This is a genomic window from Methylobacterium sp. 001424705, assembly GCF_059816145.1.
The window spans coordinates 1-22,412 of sequence record NZ_JCBANU010000016.1 but is presented as its reverse complement, the minus strand read 5'-3'; the positions used below and the strand labels follow the sequence as shown (position 1 = coordinate 22,412).

18 protein-coding genes and 2 pseudogenes are annotated in these 22,412 nt (G+C 66.6%); 10 read left to right on the top strand and 10 right to left on the bottom strand.

What is annotated here, in order from left to right; genetic code table 11:
* Nucleotides 1-37 precede the first annotated feature (37 nt).
* Nucleotides 38-304: a flagellar biosynthetic protein FliQ gene (locus tag AC6EUL_RS13295; RefSeq protein WP_056181443.1), complete on the top strand. Its 267-nt coding sequence runs from the start codon at nt 38-40 to the stop codon at nt 302-304.
* Here the strand turns inward: AC6EUL_RS13295 and AC6EUL_RS13290 are convergent.
* From AC6EUL_RS13290 to AC6EUL_RS13275, 4 genes are read right to left on the bottom strand one after another with little or no spacing between them, the layout of a single operon-like run.
* Complete coding sequence (locus AC6EUL_RS13290) at nt 277-1,059, bottom strand: 5-oxoprolinase subunit PxpA (protein WP_082487887.1); 783 nt, start codon at nt 1,057-1,059, stop codon at nt 277-279. The two genes, AC6EUL_RS13295 and AC6EUL_RS13290, sit on opposite strands and share 28 nt — an antisense overlap.
* Nucleotides 1,060-1,108: 49 nt before the next feature.
* On the bottom strand, nt 1,109-2,164 hold the full coding sequence (locus AC6EUL_RS13285; RefSeq protein WP_499870591.1) for a 5-oxoprolinase subunit C family protein: 1,056 nt from the start codon (nt 2,162-2,164) through the stop codon (nt 1,109-1,111).
* On the bottom strand, nt 2,164-2,925 hold the full coding sequence (locus tag AC6EUL_RS13280) for a 5-oxoprolinase subunit B family protein (RefSeq protein ID WP_056274189.1): 762 nt from the start codon (nt 2,923-2,925) through the stop codon (nt 2,164-2,166). The genes AC6EUL_RS13285 and AC6EUL_RS13280 overlap by 1 nt, the downstream gene beginning before the upstream one ends.
* Before the next feature lie 48 nt (nt 2,926-2,973).
* Nucleotides 2,974-3,225: a hypothetical protein gene (locus AC6EUL_RS13275; RefSeq protein WP_056213202.1), complete on the bottom strand. Its 252-nt coding sequence runs from the start codon at nt 3,223-3,225 to the stop codon at nt 2,974-2,976.
* Nucleotides 3,226-3,472: 247 nt separating this feature from the next.
* Between AC6EUL_RS13275 and flhA the strand changes: the two genes are divergently transcribed.
* From flhA to AC6EUL_RS13245, 6 genes are all read left to right on the top strand, one after another.
* Nucleotides 3,473-5,554, top strand: a complete 2,082-nt coding sequence (gene flhA / locus AC6EUL_RS13270) for a flagellar biosynthesis protein FlhA (protein ID WP_056213205.1) — start codon at nt 3,473-3,475, stop codon at nt 5,552-5,554.
* Nucleotides 5,551-6,321 (top strand): flagellar biosynthesis protein FliR, encoded by a 771-nt coding sequence (gene fliR, locus AC6EUL_RS13265; RefSeq protein WP_056213207.1) that lies wholly within the window; start codon nt 5,551-5,553, stop codon nt 6,319-6,321. Before flhA ends, fliR begins: the two co-directional genes overlap by 4 nt.
* Before the next feature lie 4 nt (nt 6,322-6,325).
* Nucleotides 6,326-6,727 (top strand): hypothetical protein, encoded by a 402-nt coding sequence (locus tag AC6EUL_RS13260; protein WP_499870587.1) that lies wholly within the window; start codon nt 6,326-6,328, stop codon nt 6,725-6,727.
* An 87-nt stretch (nt 6,728-6,814) separates the two neighbouring features.
* Entirely contained in the window at nt 6,815-7,306 is a 492-nt protein-coding gene (locus AC6EUL_RS13255) for a rod-binding protein (protein WP_056213211.1), read from the top strand.
* Between the two features lie 6 nt (nt 7,307-7,312).
* The gene (locus AC6EUL_RS13250; RefSeq protein WP_056213212.1) at nt 7,313-7,642 is read left to right on the top strand and encodes a hypothetical protein; all 330 of its coding nucleotides are present in this window, start codon (nt 7,313-7,315) and stop codon (nt 7,640-7,642) included.
* A gap of 15 nt (nt 7,643-7,657) precedes the next feature.
* The gene (locus AC6EUL_RS13245) at nt 7,658-8,104 is read left to right on the top strand and encodes a hypothetical protein (RefSeq protein WP_056213214.1); all 447 of its coding nucleotides are present in this window, start codon (nt 7,658-7,660) and stop codon (nt 8,102-8,104) included.
* A 63-nt stretch (nt 8,105-8,167) separates the two neighbouring features.
* On the opposite strand, the gene AC6EUL_RS13240 is transcribed toward AC6EUL_RS13245, so the two are convergent.
* The 3 genes from AC6EUL_RS13240 to AC6EUL_RS13230 all read right to left on the bottom strand — a co-directional run bounded on the left by AC6EUL_RS13240 (nt 8,168) and on the right by AC6EUL_RS13230 (nt 13,984).
* Nucleotides 8,168-10,909, bottom strand: coding sequence for a heparinase II/III domain-containing protein (locus AC6EUL_RS13240; protein WP_499870584.1), 2,742 nt, complete (start codon nt 10,907-10,909; stop codon nt 8,168-8,170).
* A gap of 375 nt (nt 10,910-11,284) precedes the next feature.
* Complete coding sequence (locus AC6EUL_RS13235) at nt 11,285-12,550, bottom strand: SPM autocatalytic domain-containing protein (RefSeq protein ID WP_499870582.1); 1,266 nt, start codon at nt 12,548-12,550, stop codon at nt 11,285-11,287.
* Nucleotides 12,551-12,721: 171 nt separating this feature from the next.
* Nucleotides 12,722-13,984, bottom strand: coding sequence for a hypothetical protein (locus tag AC6EUL_RS13230; RefSeq protein ID WP_499870580.1), 1,263 nt, complete (start codon nt 13,982-13,984; stop codon nt 12,722-12,724).
* A gap of 1,303 nt (nt 13,985-15,287) precedes the next feature.
* Here AC6EUL_RS13230 and AC6EUL_RS13225 point away from each other — a divergent pair.
* The 3 genes and pseudogenes from AC6EUL_RS13225 to AC6EUL_RS13215 all read left to right on the top strand — a co-directional run.
* Nucleotides 15,288-15,590: pseudogene (locus tag AC6EUL_RS13225) on the top strand (methyl-accepting chemotaxis protein); the annotation flags it as partial.
* 986 nt (nt 15,591-16,576) lie between these two features.
* Nucleotides 16,577-18,037 (top strand): oligosaccharide flippase family protein, encoded by a 1,461-nt coding sequence (locus tag AC6EUL_RS13220; protein WP_499870578.1) that lies wholly within the window; start codon nt 16,577-16,579, stop codon nt 18,035-18,037.
* Nucleotides 18,034-19,095 (top strand): annotated as a pseudogene (locus AC6EUL_RS13215) (glycosyltransferase family 2 protein). Before AC6EUL_RS13220 ends, AC6EUL_RS13215 begins: the two are co-directional and overlap by 4 nt.
* 52 nt (nt 19,096-19,147) lie before the next feature.
* Here AC6EUL_RS13215 and AC6EUL_RS13210 read toward each other — a convergent pair.
* The 3 genes from AC6EUL_RS13210 to AC6EUL_RS13200 all read right to left on the bottom strand — a co-directional run bounded on the left by AC6EUL_RS13210 (nt 19,148) and on the right by AC6EUL_RS13200 (nt 22,122).
* Nucleotides 19,148-19,876: a lytic transglycosylase domain-containing protein gene (locus tag AC6EUL_RS13210; protein WP_499870576.1), complete on the bottom strand. Its 729-nt coding sequence runs from the start codon at nt 19,874-19,876 to the stop codon at nt 19,148-19,150.
* Nucleotides 19,877-20,414: 538 nt separating this feature from the next.
* The gene (locus AC6EUL_RS13205) at nt 20,415-21,680 is read right to left on the bottom strand and encodes an MFS transporter (RefSeq protein ID WP_499870574.1); all 1,266 of its coding nucleotides are present in this window, start codon (nt 21,678-21,680) and stop codon (nt 20,415-20,417) included.
* Nucleotides 21,681-21,801: 121 nt separating this feature from the next.
* Nucleotides 21,802-22,122: a hypothetical protein gene (locus AC6EUL_RS13200; protein ID WP_499870572.1), complete on the bottom strand. Its 321-nt coding sequence runs from the start codon at nt 22,120-22,122 to the stop codon at nt 21,802-21,804.
* Between the last annotated feature and the right edge of the window lie 290 nt (nt 22,123-22,412).

Sequence of the window (22,412 nt, the reverse complement as noted above, 5' to 3'; positions counted from 1 at the left end):
TGGACGCGAAACCCCACAGGACAAGGCCGCTCCCCGGATGAACGAGGTCGACGCCCTCGAACTCGTGCGCGCCGCGATCTGGACCGTGATCGTCGCGGCGGGACCCGCGATCGGCGCCGCGATGCTGATCGGCATCCTGGTGGCGCTGCTCCAGGCGCTGACCCAGATCCAGGAGGTGACGCTCACCTTCGTGCCCAAGATCGTGGTGATCCTGCTGGTGCTCCTCGTGACCAGCTCCTTCATCGGGGCGCAGATCTACACCTTCGCCGAGGCCACCTACGGGCGCATCGTCACCGGGTTCTGACCGAGGCCCCGCAGGACGATCCCGGCCGTCTCCAGCCGCGCCCGCACCGCCCGCGCCAGGCCCACCGCATGCGCGCTGTCGCCGTGCACGCAGACCGAGTCGATCCGCGTCGGCAGCAGGGAGCCCTCCGCCGTGAGGAGGCCGCCGGCCTGCACCATCGCCAGGACCCGGTCCGCCGCCGCCTCGGCCTGCGTGATGAGCGCGCCGGGCTGGCCGCGCGGGATCAGCTGGCCCGCCTCTGTGTAGCCGCGGTCGGCGAAGATCTCCGCATGGACGGCCAGGCCCGCCGCCTCGCCGGCCGCGACCTGCTCGGTCCGGGCGATGGCCAGGAGGCCGAGGGCGGGATCGACCGCGCGCACCGCCCGCGCGATCGCATCCGCCACGTCCCGCTCCGCCGCCGCGCGGTTGGCCAGCGCCCCGTGCGCCTTGACGTAGGTCAGGCGATGGCCCGCCAGGGCAGCCAGCGCCTGCGCGGCGCCGACCTGGTAGGCGACCTGCCGCTCGATCTCGGCCGGGCCGAACGGCATCGGCCGGCGCCCGAAGCCGGCAAGGTCGGGAAAGCCCGGATGCGCCCCCACGGCGACGCCCCGCGCCCGCGCCAGGGCGAAGGTCTCGGCCATGATCTCGGGGTCGCCGGCATGGAAGCCGCAGGCGACGTTGGCCGAGGTCACCAGGGCGAGCATCGCCGCATCGTCGCCGCAGCGATAGGCGCCGAAGCCTTCCCCCAGATCGGCATTCAGGTCGATGGTCGGCATCTGGCGCATCCCCGGCTCGGCGCGACCCCCGGCCGCTGGCGGCGCGATCCTAACCGACGACGCCGTCGATGAGGTTGGTCCCGAGCAGGAATTCGGACGGGAAGTCGGTGCGCAGGACGGGCTGGCGCGGGATGTCGGGGATCAGGGCGTCGCGCTCCGCCCGCCGCGCCGCCACCGCCTGCGCGCGGTCGACGGCGGCGAAGCGCAACGCCGTGCCCGCCTGGGCCTGGGCTAGGCGGCCGAGATCGGCGCCGATCACCGTGGCGATCTTCGGGTAGCCGCCGGTGGGCTGGCGGTCGGCCATGAGCACCAGGGGCTGGCCCGAGCCCGGGACCTGGATCGCCCCCATGGCGATGCCGTCGGAGACGATGTCGTGGGTCCGAGCCCGGAGGGACGGGCCCTCGAGGAAGCTGGCCATGCGGTCCCCGCGCGGGCCGATCCGCCAGGGACCCGCCAGGAAGGTCTCGATGGCGGACGCCTCGAACAGATCGTCCTGCGGTCCGAGGACGACGCGGATCACGTCCGGCGGCCGATGCAGCCAGGGCGCCGCGAGGCGGCACGGGTCGCCGACCGAGGCGCGCGCAGCGCGGACCGCGAGGGCGTCGCCCGCCCGCAGGCCGCGACCGTGCAGGCCGCCGAGCCCGGAGCGGGTGTGGGTCGCCGTCGAGCCCAGCACCGGCGCCACGGCGATCTCGCCCGCCACCGCCAGGCTGCACCAGGCCCCGGCCCGGCCCGCCCGCAGGGTGAGCCGCGCGCCCGGCCGCAGGGTGAGGGCGACGGCGCCGGGCAGGGGGCGCCCGTCGAGGTCGATGCGCAGGTCGCCGCCCGCCAGGGCGACGTCGAGGGCGGTCGCCTCCGCCGTGAGCGACAATCCACCGAGGGAGACCTCGATGGCGGTGGCGCCCGGGGGATTGTCGAGGGCGCGGTTGGCGGTGGCGTGGGCGAGGGGATCCATCGGCCCGGCCGGCGTGATGCCGTAGCGGAGATAGCCGTGCCGGCCGGCATCCTGCAGGGTGACGCCCGCCCCGGCCGAGAGGATCCGAAGCGTGGCCCACGCCGTCACGGGCTCCTCCTTCACGGGCTCTTCCGTCACGGGTCCGTCCATCACGGGTCCCTCCGCGCGAGGATCTCCCCGCGCGCCGCGCGGGCCTCGAGAGCGGCGAAGGTGGCCGCGTCGATCGGCTCGAAGCGCAAGCCGTCGCCGGGCTCGACGAGGAAGCCCTGCGGGCGGGCCTCGGAATAGAGCCGCTCCGGGGTCCGGCCGACGACGTACCAGCCCGTGGGCATCGGGACGGTCGCCACCGCCGCGAGGCCGCCGCCCACCAGGAGGGCGTTGGCGGGATGGGGCGGGCGCGGCGTCCGGCGGCGGGGAATCGCGAGGGCGTCCGGCAGGCCGCCCAGATAGGCGAAGCCCGGCGCGAAGCCGTACATGTAGACCCGGTAGGTGCCGCTTGCGTGACGCGCGGCCACATCCGCGGGCGCCAGGCCGGCCCAGTCGGCGACCGCCCCGAGATCCTCCGCCAAATCCTCCGCCAAGGCCGGGTCGTAGCAGCAGGGCAGCGTCCAGATGTGGCCGGGGCGCGATCCTGCCGGGGGCCGATCGAGGAGACCGCCGACCCGGGCGGCAAGGGCGTCGCGGTCGAGCACCAGCGGGTCGTAGTGGATCATCAGCGAGCGATAGGTCGGCACCGTCTCCAGCATGCCGGCGACCGGGTCCTGCGCCAGGGCCGCGTCCAGGGCGAGCACCCGCGCGTTCAGGGCCGGATCGACCCGCGCGCCGAACTCGACGACGAGCGCCGCCTCGCCGGCATCGCGGAACCGGACGGCGTCCGGATCGGTCGGCGTGCTGGCCTCGGCCTGCGACACGGGGTGATCCTGAGACGGTTGCGGCGGGGGGCCCAGCGCGGCCGGCCCTCAGCGGGTGGACTTCTTCTCGCGCTGGTAGGACCGGATCGCCCGGGCGCAGTCCGGCGAGAGCTTGCGCAGGTTCTGCCGGAAGCAGGCCTCGACCTCCGGTCCGCCGGGGGGATGCATGCTGCAGTGCTCGAGGTAGTCCCCGGTGCAGGAGAGCTTGAGCAGCTCGCGGATCGGCGTGGGTTCGGCCGACGCGGTGCCCGAAACCAGGACGGCGCCGAGGAGGGGGAGGACGAGGCGTAGATCAGGCATGGGGCGATCGGGACTTTCCAGGGACACGGGACGGGCGACGCCCGCTGGGTTCGAAATCCCAACGCGCGGCGCCGATGCAGACAATGATCTTAGCACGCGCGCACCCGCGCGGCGGAATCGACGTCCCCTCAACGCGCGTCGCGCCCGTTCGGTCGCGTCTCCGAGGCCGTGCCCGATGCCAGGCGACCCTCGCGCAAGCTTGCGGCGCGACAAGCCCGTGTTGATTCACGGGGGTTGAGTATCCGCCATGGCGGCAAGCGCCACGATCGCAGGAGAGCGCCGGTCCCAGAGGGACATCGGGTTCGCGGCGGGCATCGTCGCCATCCTGGCGATCCTGTTCCTGCCGGTGCCGGCGATCCTGCTCGACATCGGGCTCGCCTTCTCGATCGCCCTGTCGGTGCTGATCCTGATGGTGGCCCTCTGGATCAAGAAGCCGCTGGAATTCTCGGCCTTCCCCACCGTCCTGCTGATCGCGACCCTGCTGCGCCTGGCCCTCGGCATCGCCACCACCCGGTTGATCCTGGCCAACGGCCAGCACGGCGTGTCGGCGGCCGGCCACGTCATCCAGGGCTTCTCGCAGTTCGTGATGAGCGGCGACTTCGTCATCGGAATCGTGGTCTTCCTGATCCTGATCACGGTGAACTTCCTCGTCATCACCAAGGGCGCCACCCGCATCGCCGAGGTGGGCGCGCGCTTCACCCTCGACGCGATCCCCGGCAAGCAGATGGCGATCGACGCCGACCTGAACGCGGGCCTGATCGACGACAAGGAGGCCCAGCACCGCCGGCGCGAGCTGGAGGAGGAGAGCGCCTTCTTCGGCTCCATGGACGGCGCCTCCAAGTTCGTACGCGGCGAGGCCATCGCCTCCCTCATCACCATCGCCGTCAACGTGTTCGGCGGCATCATCATCGGCACCACCCGCCACGGCATGCCGCTGGGCCAGGCGGCCGACGTGTTCACCAAGCTCTCGGTGGGCGACGGCCTCGTCTCGCAGATCCCCGCCCTGATCGTCTCGCTGGCCGCCGGCCTCCTGGTCTCGAAGGGCGGCACGCGGGGCACCGCCGAGCAGGCGGTGATGGGCCAGCTCGGGGCCTACCCGCGCGCCCTCTCGGTGGCCGCGGCCCTCATGTTCCTGTTCGCCCTGGTGCCGGGCCTGCCCTTCGTGCCCTTCATGGCGCTCTCCGGGCTGATGGCCTTCACCGCCTACGCGATCCCGAAGAAGCTCGCCGCCCAGAAGGCGATCGTCGATGCCAAGGCGGAGGCCGAGGAGGAGAAGAAGCAGGTCGCGCTGCGCGAATCCGTCAAGGAGTCGCTGAAGACCCCGGAAATCGAGCTCTGCCTCGGGCGCCAGATCGCGGCCCAGGTCCAGGGGACGCAGTCCGAGCTGTCGCACCGGGTCGCCAAGATGCGCCGCAAGTTCGCGCGCCAGTACGGCTTCGTCGTGCCCGACATCAAGCTCACCGACAGCCTGGCCGTGCCGCCGAAATGCTACCAGATCCTCATCCACGGCACCGTGGTGGCGACCCAGGAACTGCGCCCGGGCGAGCTCCTCGTGGTCACCGGCGACGGGCCCGTGCCGGACGTGCCGAGCGACGAGGTCCGCGAGCCCGCCTTCGGCATGAAGGCGCGCTGGGTCCTCGACGCCTATGCGGGCGAAGTGCGGCGCGGCGGCTTCGAGCCCATCGACGGCTCCTCCGTGCTGCTGACCCACCTCTCCGAGGTCATCCGCAACAACCTGCCCACGCTCCTGTCCTACAAGGACATGCGCAACCTGCTCGACCGGCTCGACCCCGAGTACAAGCGCCTGCTCGACGAGATCTGCCCCTCGCAGATCTCCTATTCGGGCCTGCAGGCGGTGCTCAAGCTCCTGCTCTCCGAGCGGGTCTCGATCCGCAACCTGCACCTCATCCTGGAGGCCGTGGCCGAGATCACGCCCCATGCCCGCCGGGCCGAGCAGATCGCCGAGCACGTCCGCATGCGCATCGCCCAGCAGATCTGCGGCGACCTCGCCGAGAACGGCGTGCTCGCGGTGCTGCGCCTCGGCAGCGCCTGGGACCTCTCCTTCCACCAGAGCCTGAAGCGCGACGGCAAGGGCGAGGTCATCGAGTTCGACATCGACCCGCGCCTCGTGGAGCAGTTCGGCACCGAGGCGTCGGAGGCGATCCGCAAGCAGATGCGCGAGACCCGCAACTTCGCCCTCGTGACCGCGCCGGACGCCCGCCCCTACGTGCGCATGATCATCGAGCGGCTCTATCCGACGCTCGCCGTCCTCTCGCACCTGGAGATCGCGCGCGGGGTCGAGATCCGCTCCCTCGGGACGATTTCGTGACGGCGCCGCTCCTGGCGGTGCTGGGCCCCGAGAGCTTTCTCGGGGTGTTCCTGATCTTCTGCCGGGTCGGCGCCTGCCTCCTCATCGTGCCGGGCTTCTCCAGCCCCCGCGTGCCCGCGCAGGTCCGCCTCCTGATCGCGCTGGCGGTCTCGCTCGCCCTGACCCCGATGCTGCTGCCTCTGTTCCAGGGCAAGCTCGCCGCGCAGGACCCCGGCGCCACTCTGGGCTGGATCGTCACCGAGAGCCTGACCGGCCTCGTCCTCGGCTTCCTCGGCCGGATCTACTACGTGGTCCTGGAGACCGTGGTGAACGCCGCCGCCACCATGGTGGGCTTCGGCGGCATGCCGGGGTCGGTGGCCGAGGGCATGGACCCGGTGCCGGCGGTGGAGGCGATGATCATGATGGCCGCCGCCGCCCTGCTGTTCGCCGCCGACCTGCACTGGGAGCTGTTCCGCGGCCTCGTCGATTCCTACGGCCGGATCCCGCCCGGCGAGGGCATCGGCTCGCAGGTCGCCCTGGTGCGCATCGTCGACCAGGTGACCACCGCCTTCGTGCTGGGCCTGCGCATCACCGCGCCGTTCCTCGTCTATGCGGTGGCGGTGAACCTGGCCGCCGGCTTCATCAACAAGCTCGTGCCTCAGATCCCGGTCTACTTCATCGCCACGCCGTTCATCATGGCCGGCGGCCTGATGCTGCTGTACCTCATCAGCAACGAGTTCATGATGCAGTTCGTCATGGGCTACTTCGACTACCTGCGCCGGGGCTGAGACCATGACCACCCGCCTCCGGCTCCTGCGCGCCCAGCGCCTGCTCAAGGTCCAGGAGCAGATGCGGGGCCTCGCCGAGCGCGACCTCGCCGCCAACCGCGCCCGGACCGCCCGCGTCGAGGCCGACCGGACGGCCATGCTGGCCACCCTGGCCGGCGAGACCATGCACGGCCTGTTCCTCGACGCCGCCGCGCGGCGCCTGCGCGCCCTCGCCACGGAGGCGAGCGAACTCGGCGCGACCTCGACACGACTGTCTGAAATACTGAAGGCCCGCGGCCTCGCCGAAAAGCGCGCCGAGCGCCAGGCCGACAGCCTCCTGAAGCTGCGCGACCACGAGCGCGAGCAGCACGCCCTGCTCGAGCAGCTCGACCTCATGACCGCACGCGGGGCAAGGCCGATCGACTGATCCCCAGGCCACGATGCAAGCCTGCCGAAAGCCAGGGCGCCTATGCCTTCCGGGGACCGGCTCCCCGAACCCGCTGAAGCGCCTGCCATGAGCATCTCGCCTCCCTCCGACATCGTCCTCGATGTGGCCCGCGCCGCCGATCCCGGCCGCGTGCAGGAGGCCGCCGCGAAGCTGTCGGCCCCCGGGACCGATCCGGCGGCGTTCGGCGATGCCTACCGCATGGCCGGCGTCTCGGTGCACATGCCCCTCGACGCTCGCGGGACGTTGACCGCCCTGCAGACCGACAACGCGGTCTCGGGCGCCGGCAAGGCGGGCGATCCCTACAAGCAGTTCGAGGCCTTCGTCCTGCGCCAGTTCGTCGAGACCATGATGCCCTCGAAGGCCAGCGCCGTCTTCGGCAAGGGCAATGCCGGCGGGATCTGGAAGTCGATGCTCGCCGATCAGGTCGGAACGCAGGTCGCCCGGGCCGGCGGCGTCGGCATCGCCCGGATGCTCGAGGCGGCGCGTCCGCTGAACCCGCCCGCGGCGGCCGTCGCGCCGTCGACCAAGACCGCGTCGACCAAGACTTCGGAGAGCTGAAACCCCATGCTGCTCGCATCCCTGAAGCGCTTGGAAGCCACCGTGACGGCGGAGACCGAGGCCCTGCTGGCGCATCACCCCGTCGACCAGGAGGCGGTGAACCGTCGCAAGAGCCAGAGCCTCCTCGAACTGACCCGCCTGACCCGCGACCTCGATCCCGCCGAACTCGACACGCCGGTGCTCGACCAGCTGCTGCGTCTGCGCGGCGCCCTCGAGCGCAATCAGGACGCCGTCGGCCTGCACCTGCGGGCCGTCGAGGAGATCTCCGGCATCGTCGCGGAGTCCCTGCGCGCGGCGGAATCCGACGGCACCTATTCCGGCCACGTCCGGCGCTGAGGTCCGCTCCCCGCCATGCGCATCCTCGTCACCGGCCTGTGGATCTGCGGCCTCACCATCCTGTCCTGCTACGCCGCGGTGACCTGGGGGGCGGGGCTGTTCGCCAAGAAAACTGAGCCTTACCTCGAAGGTCTCCAGTACCAGAAACTGCCACCCATCAATGTGCCGATGGTCGTCGATGGCAAAGTACAGGGCTACATCGTCGCCGTCCTGGTCTTTACTGCCGATGCGCGGCTGATGCACACGCTCTCTGTGCCGCCGAATGCCTTCGTCGTCGATGAGACGTTCCGGCAGATCTATACGGACCCGGCGATCGATTTCAAACGCCTGTCCCGCTACAACGTCACCCAGCGCCTTGCCGAGATCCGCAAGCAGGTGAACGCCCGCCTCGGCTCCGACGTGGTCAAGGACGTGCTGGTCGAAGAATTCAACTTCGTCGCCAAGCGCGAAGTCCGTTCCTGAAGGGATGTCCGACCCCGAAGGGACCTCCCTTCCTCATGCGAAGTGCGTATCCGAGGATGGGCCTCACGCCTCCGCCAGCAGGCGCTCGAAGGCGGGCTCGTCCAGGAGGGCGGTGAGCCGCCGGTCCGCATCGGCATCGGCCGCGAGGGCGAGACCGCCGCAGACCGTGCCGGCACCGGCGAAGGCGTAGCCGAGCACGCTCGTCGGCTGAAGGCCGCCGGCGGCCGCGGCGACGAAGCCCCGCAGGGCCCCCGGATGGGCGTTGCAGCCGTTGCGGAGAGTCAGGCCGGCGCAGCGCCCGGCGACCGCCACGGGGGAGAGCGAGAGCCGGTGGCGCCCGGCCTGGGCCATGGCCCGGCGCGGACCCGCCAGGGCCAGCAGGATCTCCGGCGACAGGTGGACCGCGCCCTCGAAGCTGAGGCTGCCCGACCCGCTGAAGCGGTCGAACACCGCCAGTCCGGAGAGGTCGTCGAGAACGAGGAAAACGCGCCGGTGCGCGACGTCGGGACCGTGGACCTGCGTGGCGAGGCGGTGGGCAGTGGCGCCGATGAGGCGCTCGGCCCCGAGGTAGAGGGCCGGCCCCGCCATCGGTTCGCGCTGGTCGAGGGCCGCCACGTTGTGGCCGGCCCCCGAGAGGAGGTGGTGGCGGGCGGCGCCGCTCTCGACCTGGCTCGACCCGCCGGCCTCGACGATCCAGCGCACCCCTTCGCAGGCGTAGACGAAGGAGCCGACGTCCCGGTGGCCGGGGCCGGGACCCTGGCCCTGGCTGGCGAAGGTGCAGGCGAATTGGCCCCAGCCGCGGCCGGGGGCGTCGTGGCGCTGCGCGATCATGCCCGAGGACGGGTCGACGCGGCCCGCGGCGGGCTCCAGGGTGACGCGTGGTATACCGGGACGGTCGCGTCGCGGTCGCGCGTCTCCGGACCAGCGCGTCGCACTGAGCGCGCGACCCGCCTGCGCACCGAGGCGCCCGATCCAGCCGGCGGCATCCTCGCCGGCGGGCGCGTCCCCGAACGGGGGCAGGCGCCCGGTCGGATCGAGGAGACCGGCGACCGCCGGGAGCCCGGCCGCCACGAGCCGGTCGAGGCGGCCCCTGAGCGCCGACTCGGCGGGGTCGTCGGCGTCGAGGCCGAGCCCGAGGGCGCGCAGGAGGGTCAGGAGCTCGAGGCGCGGGTGCAGGGCGGGGTCGGAGAACCGCCCCTCCGCGTCGAGGAGCGGCGCGAGGCCGGTCTCGAGGGCGGCCTCGGCCAGGGCGAGCCAGTGTGCCGCGAGCGGCAGCAGTGGCAGGGCGCGGGCGACGATGCGCAGGGCCGCCGCCGCCTGGAGCTGGTGGATCGAGCGGCCGAAGGTGTTCTGGCCCAGAATCTCGGCGAGGGCGAAGCCGTGCCGCACCGCCTCGCCCGTGAGGGTGAGGGAGGCCGGGCCGCCGGGCTTGCCGGCCCGGGCGAGGAGCCGCACCAAGGTCTCGGTGCGGGCGGCGAGGGCCGCCGGGTGCAGGGCGAGGCCGTCGGTGGGCGCCCCCCAGGGGTTGGCCCGCGACCAGGACAGGGCGAGGCCGACGGCGGTGGCCGCGCCGCCCGGTGCCTCGGCCAGCGCCGCGAGCCAGGCCAGGGACTGGTACTCCAGGCGCCAGGGCACCGAGCGGAACGGATCCTCGGTCCAGTCCGGCGCCTCCGGCAGGGTCCAGGCGGGCTGGCCGGCGAGGCGCAGGGCCCGGTCGAGGCCGGCGGCGCGGTGGCCCTCGCCGCGCTGGATCGCCCGGGCGCGGGCGAGCACCGCCGGCACGGCGGCCACCGCCTCGGGCTGCGGACACCAGCCCGCGAAGGCGGCCCCGGGCAGGGACAGGCGCTCGGCCAGGCGGGCAAGGAAATCCGGGGCCGCGAGGAGGTCGTCGGCGCAGAGGCTCTCCAGCCGCATCCGGTCCTCCAGGGCCAGCTCCGGGGGGGCGAGGAGCTCCGCCTCCGGCCCGTCCGCCTCCCAGGTGGCGAAGCCCACCGCCACCCGCGCCGCCCCGGCGGGGGGCTGGAGCTCCAGGGTGAAGCGGCGGGCCTGCTGGTGGGCGGAGAGGTCGACGAGGGCCCCGAGCCCCGGCACCGAGAGGGTCCCGGGATAGGGGGGGGCGAGCTCCGCCCCGGACCGGTCGCGGTAGACGATGCGGGCGAGCGCCGCGTGGGTGCCGGGCTGCGGCGTGTGGAGCTGGCCGCGCAGCACGAGGCCGCAGCCCGGCACCAGGGCGTGGTCGCGCCAGGCCGGCTCCGGCCCGAGGCGGTGCCGGGCGCGGGGGATCAGGGCCGGCGACGGTGCCAGATCCGTCCCCTGGGCGAGACGCGCTTCCGAGACCGCGAACGGCGCGCTGTTGCGCCAGGAGCGGAGCGTCACCGTGATCCGGGTGGCCGGGGCCGGGACCCGGAAGGCGAGCTGGAGGCGCCCGGCCCGCGCCCCGTGCGTCTCCGGCGGCAGAACGGCCGGCCCGGCGATCCAGGTGCCGTGCGGGTCGAGGAGCGTCCGGTCGAGACCGGGCACGTGGTCGAAGTCGAGGCTCGAGCCGTCCTCGGCCAGGAAGTCGATCCCCACCAGGGCGAAGTCGAGGGCGGACCCGGCGGCCTCCTCCGCCGCCCAGGCGAGGCGGAAGCCGAGGCAGCACCACGCCTCCGGCATCAGCCCACCGAAGGGCAGCACCACCCGCGACCAGCGGTTCTTGGCCGGAACCCAATGCTCGTTCTCCCCCGGCCCGACGCGCGCGCCCCCGGCATAGCGGGCGGCCTCGGGCAGCAGGACCCGAAGGCCGGGCGCGCTCGGTTCGCTCACGAGGCGGACCGGGCGGAGGCGGGGGGAGGGGACATCGGCAAGGCGGGGTGCGGCGCGGGGGTAAGTCGGTCTGGCCGACGTGGTGGTCCAGGGCGCCCCGGTGTCGGCGCGATGCCGCCACTGAGGCGGTCGGGTCGCTCCGTGTCAAGCAGAACACGGTTTATAGAGATCTTGTTGTCCCATACGAGATGACGCACCAGGGCGGTTCGAACCGCTCTGGTGCGTGATGCGGACAATGACGTACGACAATGCTAACTTTTGCAGTCTTGAGATAAAAACCAACACGCAGAGGTAAGATTGTCTATTGCAGTTCTAATTTACTATGTAAATTTAACTTGATATGTCGTAGATAATTCAGAGTAATAAATCAATAATCTAAATTTTTAGATCAAAATCAGAGGGTTGACCGTTATATCTTTGGCTATCGAAAAATAAGCTGTCCACCAGATGCGAATACGATGCATAAGAAATGTCGTATGTTTCATCGATATTCATTTTTATATTTGCAGAGTTCATGTTCGTTACGACCGACGCGGCAGACTTCTCTTCGCCGAATGCGAAAGAAAAATCTCCAGCCGAAGTCGATTTCCCATTTAGATAGATGACTTGGGAGATTCCGTTTAGACCAGTGCCATCGGGCAGCGAAATGGATTCGCCTTTCGAAGCTAAGTCGATAAACGCTACGTCAAGTTTGGTTAGAGTGATAAGCTCACCGGGTTGTGATAATCCATCCGAATTACTATCTTTCCAGACCACAAAGAGACTAAATTGGTCATCTCCCCTATCTAAATACCCGTTCTTATTTGAGTCATATGAATTTCTCAGGGCTGCCAGGTCGGATAGCGATGAGTCACCATTTTGGCCCAATTCGATATCGTACTGAAATGTCAGCTCTGAAAAATGATCGATCTTTCCATCTGGCAAAAATTGCCCATCCGCCGATAAATCGATTGCGAGCAGGCCATCGTTTGGAGCCGCCCATGCACTCTGAATCAAGCGTCCAGATCCATCGATATCTATAAATGTCGACGAGGAATTCTGTAAATTGATAGATAGGCCGTCGTTGTCGATATCGAAAATAATGGGTCCGTAATTCCCATTTGATTGCACAAAATCGTAATATCGAATTGGATTAGGATCGATTAGTTTAAAATTATTGAAAGGATCATTATTCGTCAGGCCATTAAAATTAAGACCCTTATATCCCACATAATCGTTTGAAAAATACGTCATCGGATCGAAATTCGTAGGCGCATAGACACCAAGTTCGGCGAGTTTTGGCATTGAGAAATCCAAGTAGACATTTGTTCTGACAAGTCCAAAGTTACTATCGACAGTTGATGCAAAGTTCCATGCCGGTGTGAACAATGTGTTTGGGATTGTGCTCTGAGAATTACCTCCATCGAATATCGTCGCTCCGGCAGCGGCATTTCCAGAGTGATCATAATAAATGTAAGTTTCTTTCCAATTGTAGAAATTTGCGACATCTTTTGTAATTGTTCGTGATAATTCGTATCTATTTGTGCCGTAGATTCTACTGTATTCGTTTTCAAGAGTACGGATCCAGGCGCCATCCTTGTTAAAATAGTGTATTTGGTCTGGGAGATTGGGGGATGTTAGACCTCGGTTCCAAATTTCCATTTTACCAGAACCATCGTCAGAAACTGTATATCGACTGATTTTAATGCCGGCGGAGCTGTATCGTTCGTTGTAGGCTGCCCACGGGGACTCATTGTAGGCGTCGTTTACAGTATAGCTTCTGCCTCCGTCATCGTAGCCGATAGCTGCTGTCGTGTTTCTTCCATTTGTATCTTAGTGATTTGTATAAGTTGCATAATCAAAATTATTATGAATATCAAATGCAGTGCTATCTTTCGTGTTGTCTAAATTGATAATTGATCTATTCAATAAATTTCCATTGTTATCTTTCGCGTCAAATTTTGTCCCTATACCAACTATCTTAACTTCACTGCTCGTATTATACACAACATGGTTGAAATTGCCCGACACGGTACCTGTGGTGTTGGCGGCAAAGGTGAAGGTAGAACGGTCGCCGTAGAGGTTGAGGTTCTTAACGTTGGGCGCAGTGGCGACGGTGAAGCCTTCATTCATTAGTTTCAGGGTCTGATTGTCGGCAACCAAGCCGACGTAGCCGCCGACGCCGTTTGCGCCATAGGCGGTAACGGAGCTTCCCACCCCGCCGACATTGATGTTCGAGCTGCCGTAGATGCCAGAGACACTCACGGCAGTGCCGAAGACGCCCGCATAGCTGCCGCTGTCGGGGGTCAGTAGAAGCGTATTGCCCGGACCGTGAACGTTGCCCGTGGTGTTGGCGGCGAATGTTATGGCGTTGTGGTCGACATACAAATTGCCGATCTCCCCAGAAACAAAGCCGTGTTTGATATTTGCTTTATCTGCCCATTCGATTGCAGGGTTGTTGATAGCTTCGGTAGCCTGAGCACGAATAAGACTTATGCCAGCAGCATCCGAAACAGTCGGTAGATATCTGTCTACGGATCTTTTGATGTCAGCTCTAGGATCAAATATTCCGATCTCAAGATAGTCCCATAGAGAATTGAATGTATTATCTAAGAACTTTCCGATAGCGTGTAAGGCAGATGAGCCAGTCGATGAAGCAGTGTCTAGAACCTGTCGAGTATACTCTTTCGCTTTATCTGGATGATTCAGCGCGATACCAGTTACATCTAGGGCAACTCCTGCCGCACTCAATGGAAGGGCAAGCGGTTTAAGGCCCATGAATGAGAACATGCCCGCCGCAATGACGAGACCGTTACCAAATATCTGTGCTATATCTCCGGCAACTTTGTCGGCGCCTTTTCCGTGTTTTAAGTCGAAGGCCATCTTTGTGAAAGACACATCCATCGCAAGGTAGCCTGCGACGATCGCAGGGGCCGGACTAACCTCCGCTTTGAAGCCCGCGATTGACGCGGTCACTTGCACACCAAAATTCAGTCGAGATAGCGCATCCTCTTCAAGCGTAAGTGCGCCATCAACTGCATTGGTCGTTGCTGTTCCGTATCCTAAATACGTAATAAATTTAGATAGCAAGCCCATCGTGCAGGCCTCTTAATGCGATCTGTGACTGAAAGTCAGTAATTAAGTATATAATAATCAATTATTTACTTATAAATTTATGCCTGTCAATGCCTGTATTATGAGAATAGATAGTATATAATTGTTATAGAGGTATAAATTATGAATGGAGTAATAATAAAAAAAATTATTTTATGTCTTTCTATAAATAAGCCCAGAGGCTCAAGTTTTTCTTGATATCTTACTCCTAAAGCGGAAATACTCGCGACTATAAAAAGGGAATTTATAGCTAAGACTACGATAGAAATTTTGGATATTGTGCTATAGTCAGATCCTCCCGATCTCTCTCTCATCAATATGATCAACGTGACTATAAATGTGAAAAACGGAATTGCTATCAAAATCTTACTAATCATATCGATACTCATGTTAGTATAATGAAACTGTGCGTCGATGATCTATTTCCACGATCTATGATTGTTATTTGGCGTGTGTATTTATAACTATAACATGACTAACGAGCTGCCTATAATAATATATAGGGAAAATGGTATTTATCAATCAGTTTGTAAATCCAGGCGAGCGCGATGAATTAAAAATCTCTGGCTATTCCCGCTCGGGTCCTGCAACGGCGAGGTCGGTGCACTCGCGAACGTGACCGTTTGGATGTGTGTCCAATGATGGGTCACCAATCCGGCATACTCCGCTCGACCGCCTTGGGCATCAGTGCATTCAGGTTCGGAAAGTCCACCTCGATGGGTGGGGCGAGCTCCGCCCCAGACCGGTCGCGGCAGACTATGCGGGCCAGGGTCGCGTGGGTGCCGGGCTGCGGCGCGTGGCGTCGGGCGCGCAGCAGGAGGCCTAATTCAGTCCATCCTGCGAGGATTTGTCCATCGTAACGAATGATTTATTGAATAAATACAATATAAATCTTTGAAAAAGCCTTGGTCAAGTTTATATATTGGTTTTGATCATACCGTTCATCACTATATTGCGTAAGCTTGTTCTCTCGTCATCGGTGACGGCGCTGTTCGCCCTTGGCGTCAAGGGATACCAATGGAACAGCAATCACCAGATCAATGACGCGATCGACACTGTCGCCCGGGAGCAGACCGTCCTGTCGGGGATCTCCCAAGCACAGGTCGCCTTGAATCGCATCCAGCTCAACTTCAAGGACCTCGATCTGTCGCGAACGAAGTCTGAGGTCGACGCCGCCGCCAGCGCCGTGCGGGACGCCGAACGCGCGATGCGCGGGCTGGAACGGCCCATCGCGCTCGCGCTGAAGCCGGAGGTCCTGCGCGAGAGCGGGAAAGCTCTGGAAACCCAAGCCGTCGCGGCCATCCACGGCATCACGGGGCGGATCCGCGACATCAACACCGTGGCGGCCAGTATCGCGGCGGCCGTGGAGCAGCAGAGCGCCGCGACCCAGGAGATCGTGCGCAACGTGGCCCAGGCCTCGAGCGGCACGGCCGAGGTGACCGACAACATCGCAGGGGTGGCACGAGCCTCCGAGGACACCGGTACGGCAGCGGCCCACGTGCTCACCTCCGCGTCCGAGGTCTCCCGGCAATCCGAACACCTCTCCGGCGAGGTGCGGCGTTTCCTGACGACCGTTCGGGCGGCCTGAGACGCGCGGCGCGCAGGCTCCCTGCCGCGACGGGCGCCGTCCCGGATCGGACCGGTCCCGGTCGACGCCTTCGGCGTCCTGCGAGCGCGGGGCCTGTCTTCTGGACGGACAGGGACAGGGGGCGCTGGGTGACCTCGGCGGGGGCGCCCGTCACCCCGGCCCCCGCCCAAACCGGAGCGGGAGCCTCGTCGGACCCCGCCCCCGCCGAGGCGGACCGGAGGCGGGATCGGGTGCGCCCGCGTTCGCGACGGTGTCGCCGCGGGTGCGTTGAAGCCGCCGTCGCGGGACTCCGTCGCCGAAGGCACGGACCCGCGATGGAATGCGCGGCGAGGCGTCGTGCTCGAACGGCGCGCCTCCTCGGAGCGAGGATGGACGATCGGGCGCGAACCGGATCTCCGGGCTTGCATTGCCGAATGCCCGATCGGACGCGTCCGGGACCTCTGCGTTCCAGGCAAACCGCGCAGGGCGTGGCGGAGAGACCGCGCGGGGCGTTTCGGAAAGACCTCGCAGGGCCCCTGACGGTGCCGCGTCGCCGTGACGAGCCTCGCCGGGAAACGGCGCGCGATCGGAAGGGCACCATTCTCCGGGCCGCGGCCGAAGTATAGAGCGCGGCGTCTGCAAGCACGGCCCTTGTCGGAGATGTCGCGGTGTCCTGTCATCGCACGCCCGCCCGCGCCTTTGAGACGGCTTCCTGATCGCGTGGTCACGCAGCGGGTGGTTCGGCCGCCGTGCGATCACCGCACGATGAACGCAGGGTGCCGTGCTGGCATCTTCGCGCCGACCCTGTCAGACCCTTTGGGCTCTTGGGACCCGGCCGGGACGTTGCTGCGCGGGGGCCTTGCGGTTCGGGAGCCCTCGGGCAGGTCTCGGGACGGACCGGGACCACCCGGGGCGCGGGATTGACGACATCGAGGAACCCCCATCCGAATGATTGTCACACCCGTCGCCCGGCGTCCGGTTTCTCGCAGCGGGTGTGCCGGGCAACCATGAGCCAGAACCCGACGCTGCGATCGCGGGCGATGCGGGGGCTGTTCTGGTCCCTGCTGCAGAACGTCGTCGGCCGCCTGATGAGCGTGCTGCTGTTCATCCTGATCGCGCGCTTCGTCACGCCCGATGAATTCGGCTTCGCGTCCACGGCGATCGTGGTCGTCAGCTTTCTGGCGCTGATCGCCGACTTCGGCATGGGCGACGCGCTCGTGCAGCGTCCGCAGTTGCGGGCGGGCGATCCCGATCTCACCCTGTACGTCTCCCTGGCCGGCAGCGTGATCCTGGCCGGCCTCCTCATCGCCGCCGCCCTGCCGATCGCCCGGATCATGAAGGCGGAAGCGCTGGCGCCCTATCTGCAATACGCCGCCCTGTTCTGTCCGATCCTGGTCCTGATCAGCTTCCAGGAAGCTCTGTATCGCCGCGCCGAGCTCTTCCGCGCGCTCGCCTTGCGGACCGTGTTCGGGATCTTCGCCAGCGGGGTGGTCGGGCTCACCCTCGCGCTGAACGGGTGGGGCGCCTGGGCGCTGCTGGGCCAATTCAGCACGCAGGTCGTCCTATCGGCCCTCTGGCTCTGGTCCCGCTCGACCTGGCGTCCGTCCCGGGCACCCGATCCGGCCGTGTTGCGTCGGCTGCTGCGCTTCGGGGTCAGCCTCGTCCTCCTCCGGGCGATCGACTTCGTGGCCATGCGAAGCATCGATTTCGTGATCCTGAGTCGCCATGGCGCCGCATCCCTGGGGCTCTTCGCCGTCTCCATGCGGATCGATCAGACGCTGACCCAGCTGGTCCAAGTGAGCGTCTCGGCCGTCGCGCTCAGTTTCCTGTCTCGGATCGCCTCCGATCCGCAGCGGCTGGCCCGGTCGTTCCTCCGGACGGTCTCGCTGTGTGCCACGTTCGGAACCCCGGTCTTTCTCGGTGTGGCTGCGTTATCACCGGATCTCGTTCGTCTTGCGCTCGGAAGCCGATGGATGGGTGCCGATGAGATCGTGCGCCCTCTCCTGATCGTCGGTGGCGTTCAATGCATCCAGTTCATCTGCGGCTCGTATCTCATCGCGATGGGGCGCCCTGGGACGCTGCTGGGCCTGATCGTGGCAAAGACACTGATTGTGGTCCTGGGTCTCGTCGTCATTAAGAATTCAGATCTTCAGGAAACAGTCATCACCTACTCGCTCCTGCTGCTCTGTGAGGCGCCCATCACGTTCAGCGTGATGGTTCATCGTCTCTCCCTCAGGTGGAGTGATCTCGCGTCGGCGATTATTGCCCCCTGCGGTGCGTCGATCCTTGCTTTTGTTGTGGCCGAGATCGTTCGTGCCGAATTGACCGCCAAGGTCCCAGCGAATCTTCTGATGGTCTTGATTTTTACGATTTTCGTGACAGTCTTCTTCGGTATCTTGTTTTCTTGCGCGCTCAGGCAGTTTAAAGACAATGCGGGGTTTGTCCTGAGCGGCTTGAGAAGGCAATGAAAAGCACGCCTGAGACAAAAATCGGAGAAGGGAACGCACAAATAGATAGACGGAAAGGTTTTATATCCATCTGTATTCCGACCTGTAACCGCCCGGACTTTCTCAGGCAGGCCGTCGAGAGCTGTTTGTCCCAGAAATACCGTCCGCTGGAAATTCTGATCGGGGACGACTCGGGCTGAACCGTGAGCGGGGCGATGATTGCCAGCCTGCCCGCGGCGTCCGAGGTGGAAATCCGTTATCGGCACAACGCGCCGCGCGCGGGGCAGGCGCGGAATATCAATGCGTTGTTCGCATCGGCGAAAGGCGAGCGGCTGATCCTGCTGCACGACGACGATCGCCTGTGTGACGATGCGATCACGACGCTCACGAACGCCTGGGATGCGCATCCGGGGTGTCTGTGCGTGTACGGCATGCAGTACGTCATCGACGAGACGGGGCGGATTCTGCCGAAGCGCACCCGGACCTGGAACCGGACCTATCATCGGATTCCGGAGGAGGCCGGCCCTCAGCCGGTGCCGCTCGTCGCGGCGCTCCGGCAGCAGATGCCCAACAACAGCTACCTGGTCTCATCGGCGCGGGCCCATGCGATGGGCTTTCGGTCCGAGGACGAGGTCGGGGACTGCGTCGATGCCGATTTCGGCATCCGCCTCGGTGAGACGGCCGATCCGCACGCGTTCGTCTTCGTCGACAAGTTCGTCTCGGAATATCGGCTGACGTCGAATTCCATTGCACGATCGGACCTGATCAACCGCCGGCAGGACCTGTTCTATGACTCTGTTCGGGCAGTCCGCGGCGGCAAGGAGATTTGCGCGGCCCGCGATGCGCTCCTCGCCAGGGTCGCCGTCGGCGCCACGGTCGATGCGGCCCTGGCGGGGCGAAAATGGATGGCCCTCCGCATCCTGTTCTCCCGACATTACCGCTTGCCGCTCCTCAGCAGGTGGACCGTGTTCCGGCTGGCCTGCATCGGCTCGCCGCGGATCGCGCTGACGCTGCGCCGGCGGCTCCGCCCCTATTTCCTGGTGCGGAGCGCGCCCGACGTCACGCTCGAAGATTCGTGAGGTCCGCACGGGTGCGCGGCTCGATCGGGCGCCGATGGGCTCTTGCGTCGCCTTACACGGGCTTTGCGCCCCGCGCCCGCCAGTTGGCCTGAACGCGCGCCTTGAGCTTCGCGATGCGAGCCTCGTGCGCGGCCCAGTAGGCCTTCTCGAATTCCGGCGTTCCCCGCTTCGCGCCCTTCGGGAGGGGCGTCCTGGTCAGGGACGCCCGATCGGCGCGTCGAAGGGATCCGGGTGGCGCCTGCGCCTCCCGTTGCGCCTCCGGGACGTCGAGAACCGACTGGGCGCGACGACAATAGGTCACCGACAGGGGCGACATGACATCCGACCCGTGACCGGCCCGGTACTTCATCAGGGTCCGGCAGAGGTCGCCTCTGGCCAGGCGCCAGGCTTCGGCCAGGTACCGGACACCGTACCGGACGTTGACGTCGGGTCGGGCCAACTCCGCCGGGCTCCCCCGGAAGCCCAGCATCGCGGCGGTGGTCGGCAGAACCTGCATCAGGCCGATCTCGCCCGCGCCTCCGATCACGGTCGGATCGTAGCCGCTCTCGATCTGCGTCACGGCGTCGGCAATCTCGGCCGGCAGCCCCTCCGACGCGGCCTCGCGGTGGACGATCAGCCGGTAAGCCGTCCGTGCGCTGCCCTGATGTGGGGGGAGATCCATATCCGCGAGGAGCGGAATCAGATGATCGGCGTGCGCCAGGACCATGCGGGCGGGTTGGGCCTGCGCCTCCGCTGCCACGCAGAGCAGACCCAGGGCGATCAGCGGTCGAGCCTTCGGCACTTCGATGTCCCTCGTTCGCCGCACGGCCCGGGCGCTGGGCGGAGGCGTGAATGATCCCAACGGGAGGTCGCCACGGACAGTTGCGTCAAAGGTGACATTCGCGTCGAACGTATGGCATAGGTTCGAGCCGGGTGCCGCTCTCAACTAGCAGGTCCCAATCGAGGCACACGCTTATGGATCTGTTAAAGTCGTATTGGGACAGTTTAGTCGCGTTCGTCCTTCCTTATTGGGACGCGTCCGTTGCCTATGTCGCCAGCATACCTGCGCCGATCATTCTGGGGTGGTACGTACCGGGTCTGATCGTGTTGGGATTTGTGCTTGGTTACGCGCTCCGGGCCTCGATCTCTCGGAGACGACGGAACCGTGCGCGGCGGGCGCGAAACGGCTGGTAGGGCCTCTGCCGCGTCGGTGCGTCCGGGGCCGGGCCCGCTGACGGAACGAGCGCCGGTCTCCCGGCCCGAACCGCGGCCCGTAACCCCTGCGCAGGGGGCGGTCGCCCTTGGGGAGAGGGCTGCGCGCCATCCCGCAGCCCGCCCCATCACCCGGAGGGTGTCCGGGCGACGCGGGTGCCGATGAGGAACAGCAGGGCGACGCCGAGGGCGACGAGGCTCGGGGGAACCGCCGCGGCGAGGCCGCTGGCGAGCGCCGAGCCGGCGACGTCGCCGAGGTTCATCGCCGCCATGTAGATCTGGAACTGCGTGGCCGAGGCCCGTCCGGTCCGGCTCGCCAGGAGGACGGTCGGCAGCAGGGCGACGTAGAGGAGGGCCGGCACGACGTTGGCGAGGCCCAGGATGACGGGCCCCGTGGCCGCCTCCAGCCCGGCCGCGATCAACCCGCCTGCGATCCCGAAGGCCGCCGCGCAGGCGACCAGGAGGGCGCGCAGGGCCGGCCCCGGGCCGAGGCGGTCGACGGAGGCGCCGACGCCCGCTGCCCCGAGGGTTCCGCCCAGGAGGGCGAGCAGGGCCTGCAGGCGCGAGAGTCCGCCCGCGTCCCAGCCATGCACCTGCACCAGGGCGACGGCGAAGGGCACCTGGAACAGCGCCAGGGCGAAGTCGATGGCGAAGCACAGCGCCAGCAGGCGCGCGGCGTCGCGGCTCCGGAAGCCGTCGGCGAGCCCGCGCGCGAAGGCGGCCGCCGCGGCGATCCGGCCCGGTCCGGCCGCACGGGCCGGCCCGCGCTGCGGCCAGGCGAGGAGCCGGTCCCCCGGGGCCTCGCGCACGAGCGCGGCTGCCAGGGCGATGGGGGTGGTCAGGCCGAGGAGGGCGCCCGCCGCCGCGGCGAACCCCCCGGCTTCCAGCACCCAGGCGAAGAGGGCGGTCCCGGCCGCGCTGCCGAGGACGAAGCCCGCCCGCGTGGCCGCGCTGGTGCGCCCCAGTTCGCCGGCCGGCACGCTGTCGGCGATCAGGCGGTCGGTGGCGGTGTCCGCCAGGGAGGCGGCCAGGCTGTGCAGGAGGAGGACGAGGCTGACGGCCGTGAGGCTCGGGACGCCGCCGAGGAGGAGCAGGCCGGCGAGGCTCGCCTGTGCGGCGGCCAAGGCCAGAACGAGCCAGCGGCGGCGCGGCCCCATGCGGTCGGGGGTCGCCCGGTCGATCACCGGCCCCCAGAGCAGGGGCTGCAGCACCCAGGGCAGGCCGACCACGGCGAGGTGGCGGCCGACCTCCGCGGTGGATGCGCCCACGGCGGCGAAGTGGTTGGCCAAAGCCGTCAGGGCGAAGCCGGCGACGAGCCCCTGGTAGAGGTAGAGCAGGGTGAAGAGGCCGACCCGCCAGCGCGCGTCCTGCAGGCTCGGCGGCCACGGCGGCATCGGGTCCGGTCCTCGCTCACGCCGGCCAGGCGCCGCCGTCCGGGCCGCGCGGACCCCGTGCTTAGCCGACGCGACTGGCCGGCGTCACCCCGTCTGGCGGGATGCGCCGGCCCGGGCGGCCTCAGTAGCGCGGGCCGCCCGAGGTGCTGCCGCGCTGCTGGGCGTAGCCGGGCAGCATCGGATTGCGGGCGTTCGGATCGCCGTGCATCAGGCGGTTGCGGGTGTGGTGCAGGCGATGGGCGCGCGCGTGGTGGATCGCGTCGTGGCGATGGCCGCGATGGCGCATGTGGTACTTGCGCGCCTTGTAGTTGCCCGCGTGGCCGATCGACGAGCTGGCCCGCATCCGCTCGGCCGGGGTCAGGCCCGGAGCGGCCGAGGCCGAGCCGAGGGAAAAGCTGGCGAACATCAGGCCGGAGGCCAGAACCATGGCGAGGGTTTTCATGTGAGACTTCCAGTCATGTGCTCACGAGCGGCACAGTGCGGCTGTAAGTCTGTTCCGAACTTGATGTTCCGCGGTGTTGCTTGACATTAATGTCATGGATTATCCGGCCTGGCCTGCACGTGGACTTGAGGAATTCATAGAGAATTCAATAGACCACGCGCAGGCAGCGGCTACCGGCCTGCGATCCGGCCCGGGCCCGCGACCGGCAGGGTGGGCGCGGCGGCGTTGGTGCTCTCCTTGTAGATCGGCACGATGACCCGGAGCCAGCCTCGGGTCTCGCGGCCTCCGTA